General features: G+C 66.3%; 26 protein-coding genes. 5 read left to right on the top strand and 21 right to left on the bottom strand.

Annotated elements, in window-relative coordinates; all coding sequences use genetic code 11:
- From tuf to BM013_RS34820, 9 genes are all read right to left on the bottom strand, one after another.
- On the bottom strand, positions 1-1,069 hold a 1,069-nt coding region (gene tuf, locus BM013_RS34860), incomplete at its 3' end, for an elongation factor Tu (protein WP_093133820.1).
- Between the two features lie 140 nt (positions 1,070-1,209).
- Positions 1,210-3,309, bottom strand: a complete 2,100-nt coding sequence (gene fusA, locus BM013_RS34855) for an elongation factor G (RefSeq protein ID WP_093133817.1) — start codon at positions 3,307-3,309, stop codon at positions 1,210-1,212.
- Between the two features lie 96 nt (positions 3,310-3,405).
- Positions 3,406-3,879 carry a 30S ribosomal protein S7 gene (gene rpsG, locus BM013_RS34850; RefSeq protein ID WP_007829591.1) on the bottom strand — a complete coding sequence of 158 codons (474 nt, stop codon included), beginning with the start codon at positions 3,877-3,879 and terminating at the stop codon, positions 3,406-3,408.
- Between the two features lie 150 nt (positions 3,880-4,029).
- The gene (rpsL, locus tag BM013_RS34845) at positions 4,030-4,407 is read right to left on the bottom strand and encodes a 30S ribosomal protein S12 (protein WP_013543948.1); all 378 of its coding nucleotides are present in this window, start codon (positions 4,405-4,407) and stop codon (positions 4,030-4,032) included.
- A gap of 204 nt (positions 4,408-4,611) precedes the next feature.
- The gene (locus BM013_RS34840; RefSeq protein ID WP_093133814.1) at positions 4,612-5,781 is read right to left on the bottom strand and encodes a D-alanyl-D-alanine carboxypeptidase family protein; all 1,170 of its coding nucleotides are present in this window, start codon (positions 5,779-5,781) and stop codon (positions 4,612-4,614) included.
- Positions 5,782-5,821: 40 nt separating this feature from the next.
- Positions 5,822-6,454 carry an alpha/beta hydrolase gene (locus tag BM013_RS34835; RefSeq protein ID WP_093133812.1) on the bottom strand — a complete coding sequence of 211 codons (633 nt, stop codon included), beginning with the start codon at positions 6,452-6,454 and terminating at the stop codon, positions 5,822-5,824.
- 45 nt (positions 6,455-6,499) lie between these two features.
- Positions 6,500-6,853: a (2Fe-2S) ferredoxin domain-containing protein gene (locus BM013_RS34830; protein ID WP_093133809.1), complete on the bottom strand. Its 354-nt coding sequence runs from the start codon at positions 6,851-6,853 to the stop codon at positions 6,500-6,502.
- Between the two features lie 101 nt (positions 6,854-6,954).
- Entirely contained in the window at positions 6,955-8,094 is a 1,140-nt protein-coding gene (locus BM013_RS34825) for a VanZ family protein (protein WP_093133807.1), read from the bottom strand.
- 14 nt (positions 8,095-8,108) lie between these two features.
- Entirely contained in the window at positions 8,109-8,537 is a 429-nt protein-coding gene (locus BM013_RS34820) for a CopD family protein (RefSeq protein WP_093133805.1), read from the bottom strand.
- Between the two features lie 368 nt (positions 8,538-8,905).
- Here BM013_RS34820 and hemB point away from each other — a divergent pair, with 368 nt between their 5' ends.
- Both hemB and BM013_RS34810 read left to right on the top strand, forming a co-directional pair.
- Complete coding sequence (hemB, locus tag BM013_RS34815) at positions 8,906-9,892, top strand: porphobilinogen synthase (RefSeq protein ID WP_093133802.1); 987 nt, start codon at positions 8,906-8,908, stop codon at positions 9,890-9,892.
- Positions 9,893-9,911: 19 nt separating this feature from the next.
- Positions 9,912-11,102, top strand: coding sequence for a magnesium transporter CorA family protein (locus BM013_RS34810; RefSeq protein WP_093133800.1), 1,191 nt, complete (start codon positions 9,912-9,914; stop codon positions 11,100-11,102).
- Between the two features lie 86 nt (positions 11,103-11,188).
- Here BM013_RS34810 and BM013_RS34805 read toward each other — a convergent pair whose 3' ends face one another.
- Both BM013_RS34805 and BM013_RS34800 read right to left on the bottom strand, forming a co-directional pair.
- Positions 11,189-11,557 carry a DUF4148 domain-containing protein gene (locus tag BM013_RS34805; protein WP_093133797.1) on the bottom strand — a complete coding sequence of 123 codons (369 nt, stop codon included), beginning with the start codon at positions 11,555-11,557 and terminating at the stop codon, positions 11,189-11,191.
- Between the two features lie 223 nt (positions 11,558-11,780).
- Positions 11,781-12,131, bottom strand: coding sequence for an alpha/beta hydrolase (locus tag BM013_RS34800; RefSeq protein WP_093133795.1), 351 nt, complete (start codon positions 12,129-12,131; stop codon positions 11,781-11,783).
- Between the two features lie 133 nt (positions 12,132-12,264).
- On the opposite strand from BM013_RS34800, the gene BM013_RS34795 reads away from it, so the two are divergent.
- Entirely contained in the window at positions 12,265-13,179 is a 915-nt protein-coding gene (locus BM013_RS34795; RefSeq protein ID WP_093133792.1) for a LysR family transcriptional regulator, read from the top strand.
- Positions 13,180-13,237: 58 nt separating this feature from the next.
- Here the strand turns inward: BM013_RS34795 and BM013_RS34790 are convergent, their stop codons facing one another.
- Entirely contained in the window at positions 13,238-13,921 is a 684-nt protein-coding gene (locus tag BM013_RS34790; protein WP_093133790.1) for a dienelactone hydrolase family protein, read from the bottom strand.
- Between the two features lie 60 nt (positions 13,922-13,981).
- Positions 13,982-14,587 carry a 2-hydroxychromene-2-carboxylate isomerase gene (locus BM013_RS34785; protein WP_177206666.1) on the bottom strand — a complete coding sequence of 202 codons (606 nt, stop codon included), beginning with the start codon at positions 14,585-14,587 and terminating at the stop codon, positions 13,982-13,984.
- Between the two features lie 136 nt (positions 14,588-14,723).
- On the opposite strand from BM013_RS34785, the gene BM013_RS34780 reads away from it, so the two are divergent.
- Together BM013_RS34780 and BM013_RS34775 are read left to right on the top strand one after the other, a co-directional pair.
- Positions 14,724-15,470 carry an SDR family oxidoreductase gene (locus BM013_RS34780; protein WP_093133787.1) on the top strand — a complete coding sequence of 249 codons (747 nt, stop codon included), beginning with the start codon at positions 14,724-14,726 and terminating at the stop codon, positions 15,468-15,470.
- 3 nt (positions 15,471-15,473) lie between these two features.
- Positions 15,474-16,127 (top strand): MarC family protein, encoded by a 654-nt coding sequence (locus BM013_RS34775; protein WP_093133784.1) that lies wholly within the window; start codon positions 15,474-15,476, stop codon positions 16,125-16,127.
- Positions 16,128-16,152: 25 nt separating this feature from the next.
- Here BM013_RS34775 and BM013_RS34770 read toward each other — a convergent pair whose 3' ends face one another.
- The 8 genes from BM013_RS34770 to BM013_RS34735 all read right to left on the bottom strand — a co-directional run bounded on the left by BM013_RS34770 (position 16,153) and on the right by BM013_RS34735 (position 24,218).
- Entirely contained in the window at positions 16,153-16,635 is a 483-nt protein-coding gene (locus BM013_RS34770; protein ID WP_093133782.1) for an EVE domain-containing protein, read from the bottom strand.
- Positions 16,636-16,642: 7 nt separating this feature from the next.
- Positions 16,643-17,806: an ABC transporter substrate-binding protein gene (locus BM013_RS34765; RefSeq protein ID WP_093133779.1), complete on the bottom strand. Its 1,164-nt coding sequence runs from the start codon at positions 17,804-17,806 to the stop codon at positions 16,643-16,645.
- 69 nt (positions 17,807-17,875) lie between these two features.
- A complete protein-coding gene (locus BM013_RS34760; RefSeq protein ID WP_093133776.1) occupies positions 17,876-19,732 on the bottom strand; it encodes an AMP-dependent synthetase/ligase in 1,857 nt (618 codons plus the stop codon).
- Positions 19,733-19,737: 5 nt separating this feature from the next.
- Positions 19,738-20,511, bottom strand: coding sequence for an ABC transporter ATP-binding protein (locus BM013_RS34755; RefSeq protein WP_093133775.1), 774 nt, complete (start codon positions 20,509-20,511; stop codon positions 19,738-19,740).
- Complete coding sequence (locus tag BM013_RS34750; RefSeq protein WP_093133772.1) at positions 20,508-21,326, bottom strand: ABC transporter ATP-binding protein; 819 nt, start codon at positions 21,324-21,326, stop codon at positions 20,508-20,510. The genes BM013_RS34755 and BM013_RS34750 overlap by 4 nt, the downstream gene beginning before the upstream one ends.
- Positions 21,323-22,399, bottom strand: a complete 1,077-nt coding sequence (locus BM013_RS34745) for a branched-chain amino acid ABC transporter permease (RefSeq protein ID WP_093133770.1) — start codon at positions 22,397-22,399, stop codon at positions 21,323-21,325. Before BM013_RS34745 ends, BM013_RS34750 begins: the two co-directional genes overlap by 4 nt.
- 94 nt (positions 22,400-22,493) lie before the next feature.
- On the bottom strand, positions 22,494-23,369 hold the full coding sequence (locus BM013_RS34740; RefSeq protein WP_093133767.1) for a branched-chain amino acid ABC transporter permease: 876 nt from the start codon (positions 23,367-23,369) through the stop codon (positions 22,494-22,496).
- A gap of 18 nt (positions 23,370-23,387) precedes the next feature.
- Positions 23,388-24,218, bottom strand: a complete 831-nt coding sequence (locus BM013_RS34735; RefSeq protein ID WP_093133848.1) for a helix-turn-helix domain-containing protein — start codon at positions 24,216-24,218, stop codon at positions 23,388-23,390.
- Positions 24,219-24,241 lie beyond the last annotated feature (23 nt).

Genomic DNA, 24,241 nt, shown 5'->3' with positions numbered 1-24,241 from the left:
CGCCAGGCATGACCATTTCCTTGTCCTTGGGCAACTCGATCGCGCCGGTCACGTCCGTCGTGCGGAAGTAGAACTGCGGGCGGTAGTTGTTGAAGAACGGCGTGTGACGGCCGCCTTCGTCCTTCGACAGGACATACACCTCGGCGGTGAAGTGCACGTGCGGCTTGATCGAGCCGGGCTTGCACAGCACTTGGCCGCGTTCGACTTCTTCGCGCTTCGTGCCGCGCAGCAGCACGCCGACGTTGTCGCCCGCTTGACCCTGGTCCAGCAGCTTGCGGAACATTTCCACGCCGGTGCAGATGGTCTTGACCGTCGGGCGGATGCCCACGATTTCGATTTCTTCGCCGACCTTGATCACGCCACGCTCGACGGCGCCGGTCACGACCGTGCCGCGACCCGAGATCGAGAACACGTCTTCCACGGGCATCAGGAACGTGCCGTCCACGGCGCGCTCGGGCGTCGGGATGTACGTGTCCAGCGCTTCAGCCAGCTTCATGATGGCTTCTTCGCCCAGCTTGCCCTTGTCGCCTTCGAGGGCGAGCTTGGCCGAGCCGTGAATGATCGGGGTGTCGTCGCCAGGGAAGTCGTACTTGTCCAGCAGCTCGCGCACTTCCATTTCGACCAGCTCGAGCAGCTCGGCGTCGTCGACCATGTCGCACTTGTTCAGGAAAACGATGATGTAACCCACACCCACCTGGCGAGCCAGCAGGATGTGTTCACGGGTCTGGGGCATCGGGCCGTCAGCGGCCGAGCACACCAGGATCGCGCCGTCCATCTGAGCGGCGCCCGTGATCATGTTCTTCACGTAGTCGGCGTGACCGGGGCAGTCGACGTGTGCGTAGTGGCGGTTGGCCGTTTCGTACTCGACGTGCGCGGTGTTGATCGTGATGCCGCGGGCCTTTTCTTCAGGTGCAGCGTCGATCTGGTCGTAAGCCTTGGCTTCGCCGCCGAACTTGGCCGACAGAACGGTTGCGATTGCAGCCGTCAGCGTGGTCTTGCCATGGTCGACGTGACCGATCGTGCCCACGTTGACGTGGGGCTTGGTACGGGTGAACTTACCTTTTGCCATTTTTCAATCCTTGAAAGAGCATGTCCCGTGTATTGGTTTTATGTCTGCACCGCATTGCTGGTTCCTTCGCCACGGGCAGCGGAGGGCACACGATCGCAGACAAGAAGGGCCGCGCACTGCACGGCCCCACATTCCTGAAATTACTTTGCGCGAGCGGCCACGATGGCTTCGGCAACGTTACGCGGAGCTTCAGCGTAGTGCTTGAACTCCATCGTGTACGTGGCGCGGCCTTGCGACATCGAACGCAGCGTGGTCGAGTAGCCGAACATTTCCGACAGCGGCACTTCGGCCTTGATGGACTTGCCGCCACCGATCATGTCGTCCATGCCTTGCACCATGCCGCGACGCGAGGACAGGTCGCCCATCACGTTGCCGGCGTAGTCTTCAGGCGTTTCGACTTCCACGGCCATCATCGGCTCGAGGATCACGGGGCTGGCCTTGCGGGCGCCTTCCTTGAAGCCGAAGATGGCGGCCATCTTGAACGCCATTTCGTTCGAGTCCACGTCGTGGTACGAACCGAAGTGCAGCGTGACCTTGACGTCCACGACGGGGTAGCCCGCCAGCACGCCTTGCGTCAGCGCTTCCACAACGCCCTTTTCCACCGCGGGGATGTACTCGCGAGGAACCACACCGCCCTTGATGGCGTCGACGAACTCGAAGCCCTTGCCGGCTTCCTGCGGCTCGAGCTTCAGGATGACGTGACCGTACTGGCCCTTGCCGCCCGATTGGCGAACGAACTTGCCTTCGGCATCTTCGACGGTCTTGCGGATCGTTTCGCGGTAAGCCACTTGCGGCTTGCCCACGTTGGCTTCCACGCCGAATTCGCGCTTCATGCGGTCCACGATGATTTCAAGGTGGAGCTCGCCCATGCCGGCGATGATGGTCTGGCCCGATTCTTCGTCGGTCTTCACGCGGAACGAAGGATCTTCCTGAGCCAGGCGTTGCAGGGCGATGCCCATCTTTTCCTGGTCGGCCTTGGTCTTCGGCTCGACGGCCTGCGAGATCACCGATTCAGGGAACACCATGCGCTCGAGCGTCACGATTGCATCCGGATCGCACAGCGTTTCGCCGGTGGTCACTTCCTTCAGGCCCACGCAGGCGGCGATGTCGCCGGCGCGGATTTCGCTGACTTCTTCGCGGTTGTTCGCGTGCATCTGCACGATACGGCCGATACGTTCCTTCTTGCCGCGCACCGGGTTGTAGACGCTGTCGCCCTTCGAAAGCACGCCCGAATAGACGCGCACGAAGGTCAGCTGGCCCACGAACGGGTCGGTCATCAGCTTGAATGCGAGGGCCGAGAACTTCTCGCTGTCGTCAGCCTTGCGGATGACAGGCGCTTCGTCTTCGTCCAGGCCGTTCACCGGCGGAATGTCGGTCGGAGCGGGCATGTATTCGACGACGGCGTCGAGCATGGCCTGCACGCCCTTGTTCTTGAAGGCCGAGCCGCACAGCATCGGCTGGATTTCGCCGGCGATGGTGCGCTGGCGAATGGCCTTCTTGATTTCTTCCTCGCTCAGCTCGCCGCCTTCGAGGTACTTGTTCATCAGCTCTTCGCTGGCTTCGGCAGCCGCTTCGATGAGCTTTTCACGGTATTCGTTGCAGACATCGGTCAGGTTGGCCGGAATGTCGCCGTACTGGAAGGTCACGCCCTTGTCGTCGTCCCAGATGATGGCCTTCATCTTCACGAGGTCGACGATGCCCTGGAAGTGCTCTTCGGCACCGATCGGGATCTGGATCACGACGGGGTTGGCCTTCAGGCGGTCCACCATCATCTGGCGCACGCGCAGGAAGTCGGCGCCGGTACGGTCCATCTTGTTGACGAACGCGAGACGGGGCACCTTGTACTTGTTGGCCTGGCGCCAGACGGTTTCCGACTGGGGCTGCACGCCGCCGACGGCGTCGTACACCATGACCGCGCCGTCCAGCACGCGCATCGAGCGCTCGACTTCAATGGTGAAGTCCACGTGGCCGGGGGTGTCGATGATGTTGATGCGGTGTTCGTCGAACTTGCCGGCCATGCCCTTCCAGAAGCAGGTGGTGGCAGCGGACGTGATCGTGATACCGCGCTCTTGCTCTTGCTCCATCCAGTCCATCGTGGCGGCACCGTCGTGCACTTCACCGATCTTGTGGTTCACACCGGTGTAGAACAGGATACGTTCGGTCGTCGTGGTCTTGCCGGCGTCGATGTGCGCGGAGATGCCGATGTTGCGGTAGCGCTCGATGGGGGTCTTGCGGGACATGATTTACTTTCGGGTTGAAATGCGTTGAGCGCTGGGCCCCGAGCAAGGGCACAACGCCCGACACTCGACACCCAACGCCCAAGCGAAGTTTGATTTTTAGAAGCGGAAGTGGCTGAACGCCCGGTTGGCTTCTGCCATGCGGTGCACTTCATCGCGCTTCTTCATGGCACCGCCACGGCCTTCCGTGGCTTCCATCAGTTCGTTGGCCAGACGCAGGGCCATCGACTTCTCACCGCGCTTGCGGGCAGCTTCCTTGATCCAGCGCATCGACAGCGCCAGACGGCGCACGGGGCGCACTTCGACCGGCACCTGGTAGTTCGCACCGCCCACGCGGCGCGACTTCACTTCGACCATCGGCTTCACGTTGTTGATGGCAACGGTGAACGCTTCGAGGGGGTCCTTGTCCGGGTTCTTCTTTTCGATGAAGTCGAGAGCACCGTAGATGATGCGCTCGGCAACAGCCTTCTTGCCGCCTTCCATGATCACGTTCATGAACTTCGACAGCTCGACATTGCCGTACTTGGGATCCGGCAGGATTTCACGTTTGGGGACTTCGCGACGACGTGGCATTTTTTTAACCTCTTTGCTTCAGTTGGTACCGTTTCCGATACCGCGAGAGCCAGTTCGAACTCTCACTTACTCGACCCGACATTGGGTCACTTCGTTCGATGTGCCCGCCAAGGCAACCGAACACCGCTTGTTTTCTGACGACAGGAAGGCTTAAGCCTTCTTGGGGCGCTTCGCGCCGTACTTGGAACGCGACTGCTTGCGGTCTTTCACGCCTTGCAAGTCGAGCGAACCGCGCACGATGTGGTAACGAACACCGGGCAAGTCCTTGACACGACCGCCGCGAACCAGCACGACGCTGTGTTCCTGCAGGTTGTGGCCTTCGCCGCCGATGTAGGAGATGACTTCGAAGCCATTGGTCAGACGGACCTTGGCAACTTTACGAAGCGCCGAGTTGGGCTTCTTGGGCGTCGTGGTGTAGACGCGGGTGCAGACACCGCGACGTTGCGGCGAGTTCTGCATGGCAGGGCTCTTCGAATTGATCTTTTCGACCGTTCGACCCTGACGCACCAGTTGATTGATGGTTGGCATGAATGAATAAGTCCCAAAACAGCCCGGCTTTGGCTATTAACCGCTCCTGTCGTGACGCAGGAACAACCGGGAGATGACGAAAACGTGAAACCCTTCGGAAATTTCCGAAAAGCCCACGAGTATAGCAAACGAGTCCGAAACAGCAAGACCGACCGTGGCGAAAGCCCCGCCGCCGGCCGCGTCTGTGTGTTTATCGCCTCCGGATCACTTGATCCAGAGCCGCACGGCATCCCAGGCGCGGCCGAAGATACCGGCCTGCTCGACGGGCTCCAGGGCCACCAGCGGCACGTCGGCCACCGGCTGGTCGTCCAGCGTGACCTTCAGCGAGCCCACCGGCTGGTACTTGGTGAACGGCGCCACCAGGGGGTCGGGGCGCGACACCTGGGTCTTGATCTTGCTGGCGGTGCCCGCCGGCACGGCGACCACGATGGGTTCGGGGCGGCCCAGCTTCAGCGTGTTGGACTTGCCCTTCCACACGGCCGGGGTGGCGGCCGGCTGGCCGCCGTCGAACAGGCGAACGGCGTCATAGGCCGTGTAGCCCCAGTTCAGCAGCTTCTGCGATTCGTTGGCGCGCACGGTCTCGCCGGTGGTGCCCAGCACGATCGTCAGCAGGCGGCGCCCGCCGGTCAGGTTCGGGAAGTCGCGCTTGGCGGTGGCGATCATGCAGTAGCCGGCGGCCTCGGTGTGACCGGTCTTCAGGCCGTCGACGGTCGGGTCGCGGAACAGCAGCAGGTTGCGGTTGGTGTCGTTGGTCGACGGCGTGCCCGGGTAGCGGTACTTCTTGATGGCGTAGTACTTGGCTTCCTCGGGGAAGTCGCGCACCAGGCGGGTCGCCAGGATGCTCAGGTCGCGGGCCGTCGTGGTGTGGCCGGGCGCCGTCAGGCCTTCGGGGTTCTTGTAGCTGGTGTTCTTCATGCCCAGCGCCTTGGCCTGGGCGTTCATCATCTCGACGAAGTGCTCCACCGTGCCGCCCACGCCTTCCGCCAGCGCCACCGTGGCGTCGTTGCCCGACTGCACGATCAGGCCCTTGATCAGGTCTTCCACCGGCACCTGCATCTTCGGGTCGATGAACATGCGCGAGCCGGGCATCTTCCAGGCGCGCGGGCTGACCGGCATGGTCTGCGTCAGCGTGATCTTCTTGGCCCGCAGCGCGTCGAACACCACATAGGCAGACATCAGCTTGGTCAGCGAGGCCGGCTCCACCGGGCTGTCGATGTCCTTCTGCGCCAGGATCTGGTTCGCGGTCACGTCCAGCAGCAGGTAGCTGCGCGCTGCGATCTCGGGCGGCGCCGGCACCTGGGCGGCGGCGATGAGGCTGACGGATGCGGCGGCGGCAAGGACCAGCGTGCGGAGCGCGCCTAGAAAACGATTCATGGAGAGTGCGGAAAGAGACGGAAACAAGCCTGCGAGGCGATCAGGCAATGCCCGCGCGCAGATGGCGGACAACGAGACTTTTGAGGAGCGGCAATTGTCCGTGAAAGAAATGGCCGCCCCCGGGGACGACTGTGACAGGAAGTGACTGCGGCCGCGCCCAGTCCATCACGGCGGAGAGCGCCACGGTGTCGTCGGCCTCGCCGTGCACGACCAGCGCGCGTTCGTGCGCCTCGGCGGGCAGCGGGGCCACCACGTTGCGCGCGGCGGCCGTGCCGACCAGCACGATCTGCCGGACGTCGCGTTCGGCCCAGAGCTTCTCGACCGCGCCGCTGGCAACGAACGCGCCGAACGAAAAGCCGGCAATCGCGATCGGGCCTTCGGGCGCCAGCTGGCCGACGACATTCAGCATGTCTTCGAGTTCGCCCCGTCCTTCGTCGTGCACGCCTTCGCTGGCGCCCACGCCGCGGAAGTTGAAGCGCACCGTGGTCCAGCCGCACGCCACGAAGGCACGCGCCAGGGTCTGGACGACCTTGTTGTCCATGGTGCCGCCGAACAGCGGATGCGGATGGGCGATCACGGCGATGCCGCGCGCGGTTTCAGCGGGCTGGTCGCGCTGCACCTCGACTGCGCCGGCGGCGCCCTGGAGGCTGAGTTTTTCTGTTTGGGAATTCATTGGCACAGGTTACGCACGGTACGAGCGAGAGGCCGGCGAAAAAGTTCAGCGTCCGACGTCGGCCGGCAGCACGAGGCGCTCGACGACCTGGCCGTTCTTCAGATGGGACTCGACGATCTCGTCGATGTCCTCGCTGTCGACGAAGGTGTACCAGACGGCCTCCGGATAGACCACGGCCACAGGCCCGCCCGCGCAGCGGTCGAGGCAGCCGGCCTTGTTGACGCGCACCTTGCCGGGCCCGGAAAGCCCCTGCTCCTTGACCTTCGCCTTGCAGCGGTCGAAGCCCTCCTGCGCGTTGTGCAGGGCGCAGGAGTCTTCGCCGTTCTTGCGCTCGTTGAGGCAGAAGAAGATGTGGCGGCCGTAGTAGCCGGTCGGTGCGGCGGGTGTGGGGCTGGGCATCGCAGGATTTTAGTGACCGGCCCTTCCAGAGCGCCCTGTTCAACCTTTGCCGGCCCTGGTCTCAACCTTTGTCGGCCCTTGTCGGCTTCTGTCAGCGTTGGTCAGCCCTGGTCAACCTTCGCCTTCTCCCCGCTGCGGCGCGACAGCGCCGCCACCACATAGGCCAGCACCGCGAAAGGCCAGCTCCACCCCAGCCACTGGGCCAGCCCGTGGAAGCGGATGAATCGCCCCTGCTCCCACGTCGCCAGCGTCTGCGCGAAGTAGGCGCTCTCGGGCGCCTGGTTCAGCAGGCTCAGCTGCAGCACCAGCCCCACCAGCAGCAGCGCCGCGCAGAGGCGGCGCGGCGCGAACAGCAGCAGCACGCCGGTGAACAGCGCGGCCGCCATGCCGACCTGCACCGGCAGGTCGAGCCAGGCCCATGCGTGGTCGGGCCCGTAGCTCAGCGCCGCCGACAGCGCCGACGCCGCCACGCCCGCCAGCAACGTCAGCGGCAGCAGCACGGCGCGCTGCACCACGGAGCGCGCCACCAGGTAGCCCAGCAGGCACGGCACCAGCGCGCCCAGCATCACGCACAGCAGCTCGACCGCCGGCACCAGCGGCTCGAGCTCGAACTGCCGCACGGGCAGCCAGTCGATGAAAGGGGTGTCGAGCAGCCATTCGGAAATCGCCACCTCGAGCCGCTCGAACACCTGGCCCAGCCCGAAGGTGACGGCCGCCGGGAACAGCAGCGCGAACGGCCAGAGCGCGAGCAGCACCAGGCCGCCGCGCGCGTCCTCCACGAACCATTGGGAGCGCGCCCGGCTCCAGTGCGCAACCGCCCCCAGCCGCTCGAGCCCCGCCGCCAGCACCGCGCCGAGGATGGCGCCCGACGTGTTCAGCCCCAGGTCGACGTTGGACGGAATGCGCGCGGGCAGGTAGCTCTGCAGCGTCTCCATGGCAAAGGCGATGGCCGCCCCCGACGCGGTGGCGCGCAGCACCGCCCGCCACACGCCGGCGCCGGGGCGCGTGCGCAGCACCGCCAGCGCACAGAGGAAGCCGAAGGGCACGTAGCCCACCACATTGATCGCGAAGTCGAAGCCCGTCCAGTACTTGGGCCAGGGCGCCGACAGGTAGGCCCACGGCGCGATCCCCTGGTCGCGCCAGTCGGCGAACGGGTACAGGCTGGCATAGACGATCAGCGCCGCGTACGCCAGCGCCAGGGGGAGCGCGGCGGACTTGTGCGGCCTTGGCGCCTGGTCCACTGGATGCCCCGGCCTCAGAACGGCTTCACGACCACCAGGATCACGATGGCCAGCAGCAACACCACCGGCAGCTCGTTGAACCAGCGGTACCAGCGGTCGCTGCGCCGGTTCTGCCCTGCCACGAAGCGGCGCAGCAGCACGCCGCAGCCGTGGTGGTAGCCGATGGCCACCACCACCAGCGCCAGCTTGGCGTGCATCCAGCCGTTGCCCGGGCCGCGGCCGATGCCGTAGCCCAGCCAGAGCCAGGCGCCGAAAACGATCGCGGGAACCGCCAGCATCGTGGTGAACCGCATCAGCTTGCGCGCCATCAGCAGGAGCCGGGCGCGTTCCGCCACCGATTCGGGCGGCACCATGGCCAGGTTGACGAAGATCCGGGGCAGGTAGAACAGCCCCGCGAACCAGCTGGCGATGAAGACGATGTGAAGAGATTTGACCCAGAGCATGCGGGCCAGTTTAGTGGCGCGCCTCCCGCCACCGCCCCGTTTTGCCCGTGCACGCAAAGGCGACGGGCAAAAAAAAGCCCGACGTCTTCACGTCGGGCTGGGAAGCCCTTTTGCTGTCACACATCAAGGCACCCGCTCAGGGAGGAAAAGCGGGGAGCGGCAAGCCGCCCGCTGAGAATTTAACAAAGACGAAACAAGGTTTCAAGCGACTGAGGCACTTTCTTTGACATTTGAAGCAAAAAATTGAGAACCTTGGTTCTACGATTTTCCGTAGTTGTCAGACAACCGGCCACATGGCGCGGCGTACTGCGAAAGAGTGCTTCAGGCACAATTTTGGATATATGACGTCATCAAATTCCCCCCTGGCCATGTTTCCCGCCGGGCGGCCGCGACGGTTGCGCCGCGACGCTTTCACCCGCAACCTGGTTAGAGAGCATGCGCTCACTGCACACGACCTGATCTATCCGGTGTTCGTACAGGAAGGCGACAAGCGCCGTGATGCCGTCCCTTCGATGCCCGGCGTGGAACGCCTGAGCCTCGACCTGCTGCTGCCCGTGGCCGAGCAGTGCGTGGAAGCCGGCATTCCGGTGATGGCGCTGTTCCCCGTGATCGACGCCAGCCTGAAGACGCCCAACGGCGACGAGGCCTTCAACCCCGACGGCCTGATTCCCCGCGTGGTGGCCGCGCTGAAGGCGCGCTTCCCCGAGCTGGGCGTGATGACCGACGTGGCCCTGGACCCCTACACCAGCCACGGCCAGGACGGCTTGCTCGACGAAACCGGCTACATCCTGAACGACGCCACGGTCGAGGTGCTGGTGAAGCAGGCGCTCACCCAGTCGCAGGCCGGCGTGGACATCGTGGCGCCCAGCGACATGATGGACGGGCGCATCGGCGCCATCCGCAACGCGCTCGAAGCCCGCGGCGACATCCACACGCGCATCATGGCCTACAGCGCCAAGTACGCCAGCGCCTTCTACGGCCCCTTCCGCGACGCCGTCGGCTCGGCCGCCACGCTCGGCAAGAGCAACAAGAAGGTCTACCAGATGGACCCCGGCAACAGCGACGAGGCCCTGCGCGAGGTCGCCATCGACATCGCCGAAGGCGCCGACATGGTGATGGTGAAGCCCGGCATGCCCTACCTGGATATCGTGCGCCGGGTGAAGGAAGAGTTCCGCGTGCCGACCTTCGCCTACCAGGTGAGCGGCGAGTACGCCATGCTCAAGGCCGCCGCCCAGAACGGCTGGCTCGACCACGACGCCGTGGTGCTCGAAAGCCTGCTGGCCTTCAAGCGCGCCGGCGCCGACGGCGTGCTGACGTATTTCGCGCTCGACGCCGCGCGCCTGCTGAAAAGCTGACCGCGCGCGGGCACCAGGCATGCGCATCTTCGAAATCAGCCGCACGCAGGTCAGCGAGCACGCCGCGCTGGCACCCCTTGCGGTGCCGGGCGCCTGCGGTGCCGGCGGCTACCTGTGGATCTCGCTCACGCGCGAGGAATTCCGCGCCTCCCTGGCCGAGGTGCAACAGATCCTGCAGGCGCTGTGCCTCACGCAGCTGGTCGACCTGCACGTGGCCGACCTGCTCAACGACCAGTTGCCCTCGCACTACGACTACACCTCGCAGTACGACGTGCTGGTGTTCCGGCGCCTGGCCAACGGGCAGGGGCAGCCTGCGCTGGCCAATCTGGGCAATGGCAAGGGCACCGGGAACGAAACACCGCCCGCGACGCCTCTCGCGCCCCCAACACCTCCCACCCCCCGCAGCGGCCCGCCCGTGCTGCGCCGCGTCGACACCCGCCCGGTCGGCTTCGCCGTCTTCGACCGCGTGCTGCTGTCGGTGCACCCGGAAGACGGCGCGGTGCGCGACGCCTTCGCCACGCGGCTGCTGGCGGCCGCATCGCCCGACGACCGGGGCGCCCCGGCGCTGGACGTGCGCGCCACCTCGGCCCGCCTGCCGGCCAGCCCGTCGGACCTGATGCTGCGCGTGATCAACCAGATCGTCGACGGCTACCTCGACCTGCGGCGCGAGCTCACCAAGCAGCTCGACCATTGGCAGACCGAGCTGATCGACCCGCGCAGCCGCTTCACCAACTGGGGCGCGCTGATGGAGGCGCGCCAGTCGCTGCACCACCTGGACGAGATCTGCGAGGACCAGCGCGCCGCCATGCAGGACTGGATCGACTCGCTCGAGACCCTGCCCGTGCCCAAGGGCGAGACGGAGCTGCGCGAGCGCGAGCTCATCATGATCCGCAGCCGCGACGTGCTCGAGCACATCGAGCGCGTGGTGCACCACGTGCACCGGCTGGAGCAGAACGCCGAGACGGCCGTGCAGATGCACTTCAGCGTGCAGGGCCACCGCGCCAACGACATCATGCGGGTGCTGACGGTGCTCACCGCCGTGTTCCTGCCGCTGAACCTGATCGCGGGCATCTTCGGCATGAACTTCGAGTTCATTCCGCTGGTGCACAAGGCCGACGGGTTCTGGATCGCGATGACCTCGATGCTGGTCATCGCGGTGCTGCTGGTACTGATCTTCTGGCGCAAGCGCTACCTGGCGCGCACCCGCTGAGCGACCGGCCTGCCGCGCCAAAGAAAAAGGGCCCCGCTTTCGCGGGGCCCTTTTTCAATTTCGGCAGCCCCGAAGGGCCACTTCAATTACTTGGCGACAGCGCCCGAGCCTTGTTGGGCTTGAACGTTCACGTCCATCGGGTGTTGCATGTTCGACACCACCTTGCTGTTCACGCGCGAACCGGCGGTCACGTTCTGGTTCGGAGCGTAGGCGGTACGGACGGCTTCGGCTTCCACCAGGGCGCGGTCCTTCGACACGGCGACGGTTTCCGCGCCGCGCGAACCGCGGGTCACGTTCTGGTTCGGCGCCGATGCGGTGCGCACGGCTTCGGCGTTCACGTCGTCACGGCTCTTGGTCGAGACGGCGGTGTTCACGCCTTGGTACGTTTCGGCTTGGGCAGCGGTGGCGGCCAGCAGGGTCAGGGCGGCAGCGGCGAGGATTTGCGAGGTCTTCATTGTCAGTTCTCCTAGTGTGTTCGTCGGATGGTTCGTCCACCAGGCTTGCTGGTTCGCTTGCCTGTGCGGCGAGTTTCCGGGCGAAAGGCATTGCCAAATCACTCGGTTCAGAGACACGGTGTTTCCTCTATTGAAACAATGCTGACATCCGGGCATGCAAAGAAAAAGCCGGGCGGTTCGCACCGGCCCGGCTTTCGATCGATGTGAACGCCGGCTTTTCGTCTCAGCGGCGTGGCGCCTCGAATTGCGGCGGCACTTCGCTGTTGACGAAGGCGCGGCGGTCGAGGTTCTGGTTCGGCGCGTGAGCGGCGGCAACCGCCTCGGCACGGATCGAAGCCCGGTCGCGCGAGCTCGGCCGCGACGTCAGCGGCGCCGCCACCACGTCGCCGTAGACATTGCCGCCGCGCGCCGCGGCATCGGCGCCCGACGCCACGTCGGCCCGGCGGGTCACGGCCTGCAGCGGCCGCACCGGCTCGAAGCCCGGCGCGCCATTGGCTTGCGCGCCCTGGGCCTGCGCGCCGGAGGCGGCGAGCAGGGACAAGACGGCAGCGGCGATGAGGTTCGAGGTCTTCATTTCAGTTCCTTCCAACGACCCAGCCAGGCTGGCGATGTCGGCGTGTAACCGAAGTGTCGCTCGAACCAGTTAGGAAAAACCCGGGAGAATCGAACCATCGCGTTCCCAAAACGGAAACAATGGGCTCATTCACATGGACAGTCTCGATCTGATCAGAACCTTCCGGGAAGTCGCCTCGCACGGCAGCTTTTCCCAGGCAGCCAAGAGGCTCGACATGTCGAAGGCCACCGTCAGCAAGTATGTGGCCGAGCTGGAAACCCGCTTCGGCGTGCGCCTTCTCAACCGCTCCACGCGCTCGGTGAGCCTGACCGACGCCGGCCAGCTGCTGCTGGAGCGCAGCACGCCCATGCTCGAAATGGTCGAGCTCACCCAGTCGGAGCTGCAGGACCGCGCCAGCCAGCCCAGCGGGCGGCTGCGCATCTCGGCGCCGCACGGCATGGGCAGCGGCGAGTTTCCGAACCTGCTGGCCGACTTCATGCGCTACTACCCCGACGTGACGATCAGCCTGCAGCTGACCAACCGCACCGTCGACCTGGCCGAGGAAGGCATCGACGTCGAGCTGCGCAGCGGCCCGGTGGAAGACGCCAACCTCATCGTGCGCAAGCTGCGCCTCATGAACATGGTGGTCTGCGCCTCCCCGGTCTACTGGAAGAAGCACGGCAAGCCCGAGCACCCGCGCGACCTGGCCAGCCACGACGCGCTGACCTTCTCGCTGCTGGGCCAGCAGCCGGTCTGGCGCTTCGACGACAACGGCACGCCGCTCGACGTGCCCGTGAAAAGCCGCATGGACTGCACCGAGGGCGCGCCGCTGATCCGCGTGGCCATGCACGGCTTCGGCGTGATCTACCTGCCTTCGATCCTGGTGCAGTCGCACCTCGACCACGGCGAGCTGGTGCCTGTGCTGCCGGAATACGCCCGCAAGGACATGTGGCTGTCGGCCGCCTACCTGCAGCGGCGCCACAACAGCGCCGCGCTGCGCGCCCTGCTCGACTTCCTGCAGACGCGCGTGGGGCCGGGCAGCACGCCGCGCAAGCCGAGCCACGCCTGAACGCAAAAAACCCGGCAGCGCCGGGTTTTTTTCATGGCCGAGCGGAAAAGCCGAAGGCTCAGCCGAGGTGCTTGGCGAAGAACGCCAGCGTGCGCTCGCGCGCCAGCTTGGCCGCATCGGCGTCGTACGAGCCGCGCTGGTCGCAGTTGAAGCCGTGGCCCACCGGGTACACGTGCACTTCGACTTCGGGGTGCGCCTTCTTGAACGACTCGATCGTGTCCAGCGGAATCCAGTGGTCCTGGTTGCCGAAGTGCGCGAGCACCGGCACCTTGGGGCTGCGCGCCGTTTCTTCCGGCGAGGTCATGCCGCCGCCGTAGTAAGGCGCGGCAGCGGCCAGGCCCGGCAGCAGCGCGGCGGCGCGCCACACCAGCAGGCCGCCCCAGCAGTAGCCCACGATGCCGACCTTGCCGGCCTTCGACGCGTAGGCGATCGACGCCTCGATGTCCTGCAGCACGCCGGGCGCGGGCAGCGCCTCGACCGCGGTCTTCAGGCCGAAGCCGTTCTTCATGTCGTCGTCCGAGTAGCCCAGCTCCACGCCCGGCTTCACGCGCTGGAAGGTAGCCGGTGCCACGGCCAGGTAGCCCTCGGCCGCATAGCCGTCGGCCACCGAGCGGATGTGCGAGTTCACGCCGAAGATTTCCTGCACCACGACCACCGCGCCGCGCGGCTTGCCGGCGGGCTCGGCCACGTAGGCGGGGAAGGTGAAGCCGTCCTTGGCGGTGAGATCGATGAATTGGCCCATGTTGTCTTGCTCCTTGATGGCAGATGGATGAATGAATGCCGGCGTTGCGGCATCAGGGAATCAAGGTTGCAGCGCCCGCTCGACGAAGTCGAGGCGGTCCTGCCCCCAGAAAATCTCGCCATCGACCACATAGCTCGGCGCGCCGAACACCTGGATGTCGATGGCCTCCTGCGTGTAGGCCTCGTAGCGCTCCTGCACCGCCTGGCTCAGCGACTGCTCCGAGCGCTTGGCCGGCAGGCCGCTTTCCACGACCAGCGCTTCGAGCACGTTGGGGTCGCCGATGTTGCGCTCCTGCGACCACACCGCCGCGAAGACCGCCGCGCACATGCGCATCGCGGCCTCGGTGCCGTCGTGCAGGTCGACCGCGATGATGACGCGCGCCGCGTCGTCGCCGGCCACCGGGAAGAACTTCGGCTTGACGTTCAGCGGCAGGCCGAGGTGGCGCGAACAACGCGCGAGGTCGGCCAGCCGGTACGCCTGGCGCTGCGGCGCGCGCTTGCCCAGCGGCAGGCCGCCGGACACGGGGAACACGCTGCCCAGGTCGATCGGCCGCACGCGCACCGTGGCGCCGGCGGCCGCAGCAATCGCCGCGAAGCGGGAATGCCCCAGATAAGTCCATGGGCTCTGCGGCGCAAAGTAGTAGTCGATCGTTTTGCCGATGCTCATTAGGTAACCTCCGTGCTCCGCACTTCGGTGCGAGCTTGCTTGGGACGGCCCGGCGCTGTGCTCATGCGCGTGCCCCGATGATGTAATCCGACCAACGGTTTTAACTGACACGCAGTTTCTCTGCAGGAGGTAGGTTTTGGACCAGGTGCTCTTGATCACGGGCGGCGGGCGCGGCATCGGCGCCGCCACCGCCCTGCTCGCCGCGAAGCGCGGCTACGCGGTGGCCGTCAACTACGCCAGCAACTCGCTGGCCGCCGACGAGGTGGTGCGCGCCATCCGCGCGAACGGCGGCACCGCCATGGCCGTGCAGGCCGACGTGGGCGACGAGGCGCAGGTGCTCGCCATGTTCGAGAAGGTCGACGCCAAGCTCGGCCGCCTCACCGCGCTGGTCAACAGCGCCGGCATCGTCGACGTGACGGCGCGCGTCGACGAAATGAGCGTGGCCCGGCTGGAGCGCATGTTCCGCATCAACGTGATCGGCAGCTTCCTGTGCGCCCGCGAAGCCGTGCGCCGCATGAGCACCCGCCACGGCGGCACGGGCGGCGCCATCGTCAATGTCTCCAGCGCCGCGTCGCGGCTGGGCTCGCCGGGCCAGTACGTCGACTACGCCGCCAGCAAGGGCGCCATCGACACCTTCACCCTCGGCCTGGCCAAGGAAGTGGCCGACGAAGGCATCCGCGTGAACGCGGTGCGCCCCGGCGTGATCGACACCGATATCCACGCCTCCGGCGGCCTGCCCGACCGCGCCGCCGCGCTCGGGCCGCAGATCCCGATGCGGCGCGCCGGTACCGCCGACGAAATTGCGGGCGCCATCGTGTGGCTGCTCTCGGCCGAGGCGAGCTACACCACCATGGCCCTGCTGGACATCGCCGGAGGGCGCTGAGCCATGAGCACCTCGATGGACCTGATCAAGCCGCTGGTCACGCTGGTGGCCATCGTCAACCCGCTGGCCATCGTGCCGTTCTTCATCCACTACACGCAGGGCTACAGCGACGCGCAGCGCCGGCACACCGTGCGCATGTCGGCCTTCAGCGCCTTCGTGGTGATCGCGGTGAGCGCGCTGCTCGGCCTGCAGCTGCTGTCGTTCTTCGGCATTTCCATCGCAAGCTTCCAGGTCGGCGGCGGCCTGCTGCTGCTCATGAGCTCGATGTCCATGCTCAACGCCAAGCCGGCCGAGAGCAAGACCAACGTCGAGGAGCTGCGCGCCACCGAGGTGAAGGCGTCGATGGGCGCCTCCATCGCGGTGGTGCCGCTCACCATCCCGCTGCTCACCGGCCCGGCCGCCATCTCGACCGTGGTCATCTACGCCGACAAGACGCAGCACCTGTGGGAGCTGGCGGTGCTGGTGGGCTACGGCGTGGTGGTGGCGCTGGCGACCGCGGTGGCGTTCTCGCTCGCGCAGCCCATTGCGCGCGTGCTCGGCAAGACGGGCATCAACATCATGACCCGGCTGATGGGCCTGATCCTGGCTGCGCTCGCGGTGGAGGTGATGGCCGACGGGCTCGGCAAGCTGTTCCCGATCCTGTCGAAGGTGGCCTGAAGCCGCCCGAGCACGGGCTGAAGGTTCAGGCCAGCATCTTCTCGATGATCTTCCAGTGCGCGGGCTCCACCGGCGTGATCGACAGCCGGTTGCCCTTGCGCAGCACCACCAGCTCGGCCAGTTCGGGCTTCTCGCGCAGCTCGGGCAGCGCCAGCAGCCGCGTCTTGCGCAGCGCCTTCACGTCCACCAGCAGCCAGCGCGGGTCTTCCGGCTTCGACTTCGCGTCGTAGTACGGCGACTTGGCATCGAACTGCGTCGGGTCGGGCTTCACGCCCGACGCCACCCGCGCGATGCCGGCAATGCCCGGCTCCGGGCAGCTCGAGTGATAGAACAGCACGCCGTCGCCCACCTTCATGCCGTCGCGCATGAAGTTGCGTGCCTGGTAGTTGCGCACGCCGGTCCACGCCACGGTGGCGCCGGGCGCGGCGAGCGCATCGTCGATCGAGACCTCGTCGGGCTCGGATTTCATCAGCCAGTAGCTGGCGGCAATGGCGGAGTTCGTGGGCATGGTCCCGTCATGGTGTCACATAGTCCGACACCACGACCCACTTGCCGTCCTTGATCTGCGACAGGCGCGACTGGTCGTTGCCCAGCCGCTTGGTGGCCGTGTAGGTGCTCTTCGGGCTGCCGAACATGTCGGGCTCGAAGGTCATGCCGTCCATCGCCTTGATGAAGCTGTCGGTCGTGAGGTTCGGGCCGGCCTTGGTCGCCGCCTTGATGAACGAATCGACGATCACGTAGCCGTACACCGAGAACACGGTCGGGTCTTCGTTGAACTTGGTCTTGTACTTGTTGGCCCAGAAGCGCAGCGGCTGCGACTGTTCGTCGGTGTAGGGGTTCTGCACGGTCATGGTGGCGTACACGCCGTCCATCGCCTTGCCGCCGAGCTTGTGGATCAGGTCGGTGTAGGCCGCGCTGGAGCCCAGGAAGGTCGGGTTGAAGCCGGTCTTGCGCGCCTCGCCCACGGTGCCGATGGTCTCGCGGATGATGGTGCCCAGCACCACCAGGTCGCAGTTGGCGGCCTTCATCTTCGCGACCTGCGAGCTGAAGTCGGTGGCGCCGCGCTTGAACGAGGTCTTCTCGGCCAGCTCCATGCCCGCGGCCTTGAGCCCGGCCTCGGCGCCGCGCTGCACCTCGAGCCCGAACTCGTCGTCCTGGTAGATGGTGCAGACCTTCTTGGCGCCCTTGTCCTTCACCATCTTCGGCAGCGCCAGGCGAATCTGGTCGTAGTAGGTGGCCGCGAACGAATACTTCAGCCGGTTCAGCGGCTCGTACATTTCGCGCGCCGCGGTGATGGGCATGTAGTTGACGATGTTCTTGTCGAACTGCACCGGCATCGCCGCCATGTTCTGCGCCGTGCCGATGTGGCCGGCCATGATGAAGATCTTTTCCTGGTTCACCAGCTTCTGCGCGGCCAGCACCGCCTTCTTCGGGTCGTAGCCCGAGTCCTCGACGAACAGCTTGAGCTTGCGCCCGTTCACGCTGCCCTGCTCGTTGAGTTCGTCCACGCGCAGCTGCATGCCGTTGCGCGCCTGCTTGCCGAAGCCCGCGAGCGGGCCCGAGAGGTCCTGGATGGTGCCGATGCGGATCTCGTCCTTGCTCACGCCCTGCTGCTGCGCGGACGCGAGCGTCGCGATCAGGCCCAGCACGGCCAGCGTCGTCAGTGTCTTGAGCTTCATGCGGTTGTCTCCTCGGGTTGGCGAAAAAAACGGATCTGCAATGGCAGCGGCGTCAGCGGTTCAGAGGCGTCAGCGGTACATCGCCTCGATGCGCTCCGCGTACTTCGTCTGCACCAGCTTGCGCTTGAGCTTCATCGTGGGCGTGAGCTCCTCGTCCTCGGCGCTGAGCTGCGTCTCGAGCAGAAAGAACTTCTTGATCTGCTCGACGCGCGCGAACCTGGCGTTGACGCGGTCGATCTCGCCCTGGATCAGGTCCTGCACTTCGCGCGTGCGCGTCAGGCTCTCGTAGTTGCTGAACGGCACGTCGTGGTCCTGCGCAAACTTCTCGACGTTCTCCTGGTCGATCATGACGATCACCGTGAGGTAGGGCTTCTTGTCGCCGATGACCACGGCATCGGTGATGTAGAGGCTGAACTTGAGCTCGTTCTCCAGCTCGCTGGGCGTCACGTTCTTCCCCCCCGCCGTGATGATGATGTCTTTCATCCGGTCGGTGATGCGGAAATACCCGTCCTCGTCCATCACGCCCACGTCGCCCGTGTGCAGCCAGCCGTCGGCGTCGATGGTCTCGGCCGTCTTCTCCGGCAGGTTGAGGTAGCCCATGAAGACGTTCGGCCCGCGCACCAGGATCTCGCTGGTGGCCGCGTCGATGCGCACCTCGTTGTAGGCCGTGGCCGGCCCGATCGACCCCGGCTTGATGCGCGCGGCCGGCACCGCGGTCGAGGCGCCGCACGACTCCGTCATGCCCCACACCTCCAGCATCGGCACGCCCAGCGCCAGGTACCACTTCACCAGCTCGGGCGAGATGGGCGCCGCGCCCGTCACCAGGAAGCGCGCGCGGTGGATGCCGATGAGCTTGCGCGCGTTGTCCAGCGCCAGCACCCGCGCCAGCCTGAACTTGAACTTCAGCAACGCACCGACCGGCTCGCCCGCCAGCACGCGGCCGGCAATCTGCTCGCCCACGCCGATGCTCCACCTGTAGGCTGCCTGCTGCAGCGGGCTGGCTTCCTTCAGCGCGATCATCACGCCCGAGTAGAACTTCTCCCACACCCGCGGCACCGCCGTGAACACCGTCGGCGCAATCTCGCGCACGTTCTCCGGCACGGTCTCGGGGTTCTCCACGAAGTTGAGGATCGAGCCGGTGTACATCGCGAAGTACTCGCCGCCCATGCGCTCGGCGATGTGGCACAGCGGCAGGAAGCACATGCGCTCGTCGGTCTCGTCCTGCGCAATGAGCGAGTTGTAGCCGCGCGCGGTGTACACCAGCCCCGCATGGCTGTGCATCGCGCCCTTGGGCTTGCCGGTGGTGCCCGAGGTGTAGACCAGGATCGCCAGGTCTTCCGGACGGCAGGCCGCCACGGTGCGCTCCACCGCCTGCGGGTCGGTCGCCAGGTGCTGGCGCCCGAGGGCGCGCAGCGCGTCGAGGCTCATCACCGCCGCGTCGTCGAGGTCGCGCAGGCCCTCCATGTCGAACACGACCACGCAGCGCAGCCCCGGCAGGCCGGCGCGCACCTCGAGCGCCTTGTCGAGCTGCTCGTCGTCCTCCACGAACAGCACCGTGGTGCGCGAGTCTTCGCACAGGTAGTGCACCTGCGAGGCCGCGTCGGTCGGGTAGATGCCGTTCGACACACCGCCGCAGCTCAGCACGGCCAGGTCGGCCAGCACCCATTCGATGACCGTGTTCGACAGGATCGACGCGCACTCGCCCGGCGCGAAGCCGATCGCCTGCAGCCCCGCCGCGATCTCGCGCACCGCGTCGCCCGTCCGGTGCCAGCTCCAGCTGCGCCAGATGCCGAGTTCCTTCTGCCGCATCCAGACCGCGTCGCCGCGCTGCTTCACGGCGTTCCAGAACATGGCGGAAACGGTGTCGCCCGGCACGACCACGTCGGTGCGCGGGGCGAAGGTGTTCAGGTCCCAGAGTCCTTGCATGGCGGCTATCTCCAGGTCTTCTTCTTTTTCCAGCGCCGCTCGCCGCGCACGCCGTCGTCCTTCACGCCGAGGTAGAACTCCTTGATGTCGTCCTTCTCGCGCAGGCGTTCGCAGGCGTCCTCCATCACGATGCGGCCGTTCTCCAGCACGTAGCCGTGGTCGGCCGCGTTCAGCGCCATGTTGGCGTTCTGCTCGACCAGCAGGATCGTGGTGCCGCGCTCGCGGTTGATGCGCACCACGATCTCGAAGATCTCCTTCGTCAGCTTGGGGCTCAGGCCGAGGCTCGGTTCGTCCAGAAGAATGAGGTGCGGCGCGGCCATGATCGCGCGCGAAATGGCCAGCATCTGCTGCTGCCCGCCCGACAGCAGCCCCGCGTCCTGCGTGGCGCGTTCGCGAAGAATGGGAAAGTAGGCGTAGACCGTTTCCATGTCGCGCGCCACGCCGTCGCGGTCCTTGCGGGTGTAGGCGCCCATCAAGAGGTTGTCCTTCACCGACAGCAGCGGGAAGACCTCACGGCCTTCGGGCACGTGGCTCAGGCCTTGCTGCACGATGCAGGCCGGGTCCTTGGCGGTGATGTCCTTGCCCTGGAACTCGATGCTGCCCTTGCGCGGATCGATGATGCCGGAGATGGTCTTGAGGATGGTCGTCTTGCCCGCGCCGTTGGAGCCCAGCACCGTGGCGATCTCGCCCTTGCGGACCTTCAGGCTCACGCCGCGGATCGCCTTGATCGGCCCATAGGCACTCTCGACGTTGAGCAGTTGCAAGACCACCTCGCTCATGCCGCCACCCGCCTCAGGCTGCTCACGTCGTCCACCGTTCCCAGGTAGGCCTCGACCACCCGCGCATCCGCCTGCACCTCGCCCGGGGAGCCCGTGGCCAACACCTCGCCCATGTTCATCGCCAGCACCCGGTCGGACACCTTCGACACCAGCGACATGTCGTGCTCGACCATCAGCACCGAAACGCCCAGCTCGTGCTGGATGTCCTGGATCCAGAACGCCATGTCGGCCGTCTCTTCCACGTTGAGGCCGGAAGAAGGTTCGTCGAGCAGCAGCAGCTTGGGCTCGGTGCACAGCGCGCGCGCCAGCTCGACGACCTTGCGTACGCCGTAGGGCAAGCCCGCCACCATCGAATCGCGGTGGTGCTGCAGGTCGAGCAGCTCGATCACCTGCTCCGCCTTCTCGCGCGCCTCGATCTCCGCGCGCCGCGTGGTCGGCGTGAAGAACACCTCGCTCCAGAACCCCGTCTGGCGGTGCGTGTGGCGCCCGATCAGCAGGTTGTGCAGCACCGTCGCGTGCTCGAACAGCTCGATGTTCTGGAAGGTGCGCGCAATGCCCAGCGCCGCGATGGCGTGCGGCGCCTGCTGCGTCAGCGCGATGGGGCCGCGCTCTTCGCCGTGCCAGGTGATCTGGCCCGTGGTCGGCGTGTAGATGCGGCTGATCAGGTTGAACACCGTCGTCTTGCCCGCGCCGTTCGGCCCGATCAGCGTGAACACCTCGCCGCGGCGCACGTCGAAGCTCACCTTGTTGACCGCGAGCACGCCGCCGAAGCGCACGCTCAGGTCCTTGGCCGACAGGAGGATGTCGCCGCTCATCTCAGGCGGTCCGACTTGGTGAACGACTTCTGCCGCTTGAACAAGCCCCTGCGGTAGAACGGAAAGAGCTGCAGCCAGGTGCGCACCTTGAGCCAGCGGCCGTACAGCCCCAGCGGCTCGAACAGCACGAACGCGATCAGCACCAGCCCGTACACCAGTCCCTGCAGCCCCGGCGCCTGGCCGATGGCCTCGGGCAGCCAGTCCTTGCCGATGGAAATGAGTTGCGGCATCGCGATCAAAAAGATCGCGCCCAGGAACGCGCCGTGCACCGAGCCGAGCCCGCCGATCACCACCATCAGCAGCAGGTCGATCGACTGCAGGATGCTGAACTGGTCGGGCGAGATGAAGCTCAGCTTGTGCGCATACAGCGCACCGCCGAGCCCCGCGAGCGCGGCAGAGATCGCGAACGACATCGTCTTGTAGCGCGCCAGGTGGATGCCCATGCTCTGCGCGGAAATCTCCGAGTCGCGGATCGCCACGAAGGCGCGGCCCGTCGGCGAGCGCAGCAGGTTCAGGATGCCCAGCGTCGCCACCACCGCCACCACCAGGCACAGAAAGTAGAAGCCGTCGCCCGAGCCCAGCGACCAGCCGAAGAGCTGCGGCGCCTTCACGTGCAGGCCGGCGTTGCCGCCCGTCACGCTCTCCCAGCGCGCGAACACCTCCTCGACGATGAAGCCGAACGACAGCGTCGCAATGCCCAGGTAGATGCCCTTCACGCGCAACGCGGGCAAGGCCACCACCACGCCCACCGCCGCCGCCAGCGCGGCCGAGGCAATCAACGCCAGCGGGAACGGCACCCCCATGTTCGTCAGCACGCCCTGCGTGTACGCACCCGCGCCGAGAAACGCCGCATGCCCGATGGAGAACTGCCCCGTGAACCCCGCCAGCAGCATCAGCCCCAGGCCGACGATGCCGTAGATCAGCACGAAGGTCAGTTGCGCCAGCCAGTACTCGTCGATGACCCACGGCGCGGCCACCAGGAACGCGACGAGCAGGCCGTACCAGAACACGTGCCCGCCATGGCGCGCGAGGCGGATGTCCTGGTCGTAGCTGGTCTTGAAGATGAAGCGCATGGTCAGGTCCGCCGCCGGGCCGCCCCAAGGCGGACCTGCCCCCCCGCGGGGGGCAGCGAGTACACGAAGTGACGAGCGTGGGGGCGCATTTGCTTTACACCTTCTTGCGCAGCTTCTCGCCGAACAGACCGTTCGGCTTGATCATGAGCATCAGCAGCACCACGATGTACGGCGCCGTGTCCTTGAAACCGTCGGGCAGGTAGAAGCCCGCGAACGACTCGACGATGCCGATCACCAGCCCGCCGACGATCGCGCCCGGCAGGCTGCCGAAGCCGCCCACCACCGCCGCCGGAAAGGCCTTGAGCCCGATGAAGCCCATGTTCGCGTGCACGAAGGTGATGGGCGCGAGCAGCATGCCCGCAATGGCCGCCACCGCCGCCGCCAGGCCCCACACCAGCCCGTTGAGCCGCTTCACGGGAATGCCCATGTAGTAGGCCGCGAGCTGGTTCTGCGAAGACGCCTGCATCGCGATGCCCAGCTTGCTGTAGCGGAACATCGCGAACAGCAGGCCGCACAGGATGGCCGTGGCGATGATGATGGCCAGCTGCTCCAGGTTGACCACCAGCTCGCCCAGCTTCCAGATCTGGTCCTTGTAGGGCACGGCCAGCGTGTGGGTCTCGGTGCCGATGCCCGGCACCATGGTGATGAGCCCGCGCGCCACGTAGGCAATGCCGATGGTCAGCATCACGATGGAGAACTGCGGCTGCCCCAGGATCGGGCGGATCACCACCAGCTCCAGCAGCACGCCGAAGGCCGCCATCGCCACCACCGCCAAGATTGCAGCGAGCCAGAACGGCAGGCCGAACAGCGACATGCCCGCGAACGCACCGAAGGCGCCGAGCATCATCAGGTCGCCCTGCGCGAAGCTCACCGTTTCGGTGGCCTTGTAGATCAGCACGAAGCCCAGCGCGATCAGCCCGTAGATGCAACCTTGCGCAATGCCCGACAGCAGGAGTTGAAGGATCTGCATGGGTCCTTCGTCTCGCGCTCAGTGCCGCAAGCCGCCGGCCGCGTCGTGCAGCGCAAGGCGGCGCGAGCCGGCCAGGATGTCGCTGGGCTTGAGGCCGTAGACCTGGCGGATCGAATGGCTGAAGTGCGTCGAGTCGGGGTAGCCCGTGTCCAGCGCGATGTCGGTCAGCGTGCTGGCCTGGCGCACGTAGCGCAGCAGGCTGCGCGCGCGCTTCCAGGCCCTGAACGCCCTGAAGGCCATGCCCGTCTCCTGCTTGAACAGGTGCAGGAAGCGCGAGAACGACAGGTGCACCGAGGCCGCGCAGTCTTCGGCCGACATGGGCGCGGCCGGGTCGGCGTTGATGGCGTCGGCCACCTTGCGGATGCGCGGATCGAGCGCGCGCGGCGCGAGGCTTTCGCCGAAGAACGTCGCGTCGAAGTCGAAGCCCTCGAAGTCGGTGCCGCGCTGCGAGGCGGCCAGCAGCTGCGCATGGGCGTCGCGCACGCGCTGCACGAAGGCCGGTGCTTCCACCGGGCCGCAGTGCTGCAAGAAGGCCGGCATGCGCGCGGGGTCGACCGACTCCGACTCGATGATCAAACTGAAGATGAGCGGGTGCGCGCTCTCCACCTGGTGCGGCACGTGCGGCGGCACCACGATGAGTTCACCGCTCTGCCAGGCCCCGCCGCCGATGCGGATGCGGTTGGGCGGCGCGCCGGCGGGCGACACGCACACGCCGTGTCCACCCATCGTGCGCTCGGCGGCAGCGCCGAGCAGGCCGGCATAGAACACGCGGTGCGGCGTGAGCCACATCAGCCGTTCGCCCTGCCGTGCGGCGCCGCTCTGGCTCGGCGTCGTCCTCGATCGCTGCATGGTGTTTGTCTCCTGCATCGGTG

The organism is Variovorax sp. OK605, assembly GCF_900115445.1.
Lineage (GTDB): Bacteria > Pseudomonadota > Gammaproteobacteria > Burkholderiales > Burkholderiaceae_C > Variovorax.
This window is presented reverse-complemented; position numbering and strand designations above follow the sequence as displayed.

What these genes read in the sequence shown, in the direction of transcription:
- rpsL (WP_013543948.1), bottom strand. Translation starts at nt 4,407, where the DNA reads ATGCCAACCATCAATCAACTGGTGCGTCAGGGTCGAACGGTCGAAAAG.
- BM013_RS34735 (WP_093133848.1), bottom strand. Translation starts at nt 24,218, where the DNA reads ATGCAGCGATCGAGGACGACGCCGAGCCAGAGCGGCGCCGCACGGCAG.
- BM013_RS34790 (WP_093133790.1), bottom strand. Translation starts at nt 13,921, where the DNA reads ATGGGCCAATTCATCGATCTCACCGCCAAGGACGGCTTCACCTTCCCC.
- BM013_RS34760 (WP_093133776.1), bottom strand. Translation starts at nt 19,732, where the DNA reads ATGCAAGGACTCTGGGACCTGAACACCTTCGCCCCGCGCACCGACGTG.
- BM013_RS34755 (WP_093133775.1), bottom strand. Translation starts at nt 20,511, where the DNA reads ATGAGCGAGGTGGTCTTGCAACTGCTCAACGTCGAGAGTGCCTATGGG.
- BM013_RS34800 (WP_093133795.1), bottom strand. Translation starts at nt 12,131, where the DNA reads ATGAAGACCTCGAACCTCATCGCCGCTGCCGTCTTGTCCCTGCTCGCC.
- BM013_RS34765 (WP_093133779.1), bottom strand. Translation starts at nt 17,806, where the DNA reads ATGAAGCTCAAGACACTGACGACGCTGGCCGTGCTGGGCCTGATCGCG.
- BM013_RS34770 (WP_093133782.1), bottom strand. Translation starts at nt 16,635, where the DNA reads ATGCCCACGAACTCCGCCATTGCCGCCAGCTACTGGCTGATGAAATCC.
- BM013_RS34835 (WP_093133812.1), bottom strand. Translation starts at nt 6,454, where the DNA reads ATGAATTCCCAAACAGAAAAACTCAGCCTCCAGGGCGCCGCCGGCGCA.
- BM013_RS34795 (WP_093133792.1), top strand. Translation starts at nt 12,265, where the DNA reads ATGGACAGTCTCGATCTGATCAGAACCTTCCGGGAAGTCGCCTCGCAC.
- hemB (WP_093133802.1), top strand. Translation starts at nt 8,906, where the DNA reads ATGTTTCCCGCCGGGCGGCCGCGACGGTTGCGCCGCGACGCTTTCACC.
- BM013_RS34810 (WP_093133800.1), top strand. Translation starts at nt 9,912, where the DNA reads ATGCGCATCTTCGAAATCAGCCGCACGCAGGTCAGCGAGCACGCCGCG.
- fusA (WP_093133817.1), bottom strand. Translation starts at nt 3,309, where the DNA reads ATGTCCCGCAAGACCCCCATCGAGCGCTACCGCAACATCGGCATCTCC.
- BM013_RS34820 (WP_093133805.1), bottom strand. Translation starts at nt 8,537, where the DNA reads ATGCTCTGGGTCAAATCTCTTCACATCGTCTTCATCGCCAGCTGGTTC.
- BM013_RS34775 (WP_093133784.1), top strand. Translation starts at nt 15,474, where the DNA reads ATGAGCACCTCGATGGACCTGATCAAGCCGCTGGTCACGCTGGTGGCC.
- BM013_RS34840 (WP_093133814.1), bottom strand. Translation starts at nt 5,781, where the DNA reads ATGAATCGTTTTCTAGGCGCGCTCCGCACGCTGGTCCTTGCCGCCGCC.
- BM013_RS34750 (WP_093133772.1), bottom strand. Translation starts at nt 21,326, where the DNA reads ATGAGCGGCGACATCCTCCTGTCGGCCAAGGACCTGAGCGTGCGCTTC.
- rpsG (WP_007829591.1), bottom strand. Translation starts at nt 3,879, where the DNA reads ATGCCACGTCGTCGCGAAGTCCCCAAACGTGAAATCCTGCCGGATCCC.
- BM013_RS34830 (WP_093133809.1), bottom strand. Translation starts at nt 6,853, where the DNA reads ATGCCCAGCCCCACACCCGCCGCACCGACCGGCTACTACGGCCGCCAC.
- BM013_RS34785 (WP_177206666.1), bottom strand. Translation starts at nt 14,587, where the DNA reads ATGAGCATCGGCAAAACGATCGACTACTACTTTGCGCCGCAGAGCCCA.
- BM013_RS34805 (WP_093133797.1), bottom strand. Translation starts at nt 11,557, where the DNA reads ATGAAGACCTCGCAAATCCTCGCCGCTGCCGCCCTGACCCTGCTGGCC.
- BM013_RS34740 (WP_093133767.1), bottom strand. Translation starts at nt 23,369, where the DNA reads ATGCAGATCCTTCAACTCCTGCTGTCGGGCATTGCGCAAGGTTGCATC.
- BM013_RS34745 (WP_093133770.1), bottom strand. Translation starts at nt 22,399, where the DNA reads ATGCGCTTCATCTTCAAGACCAGCTACGACCAGGACATCCGCCTCGCG.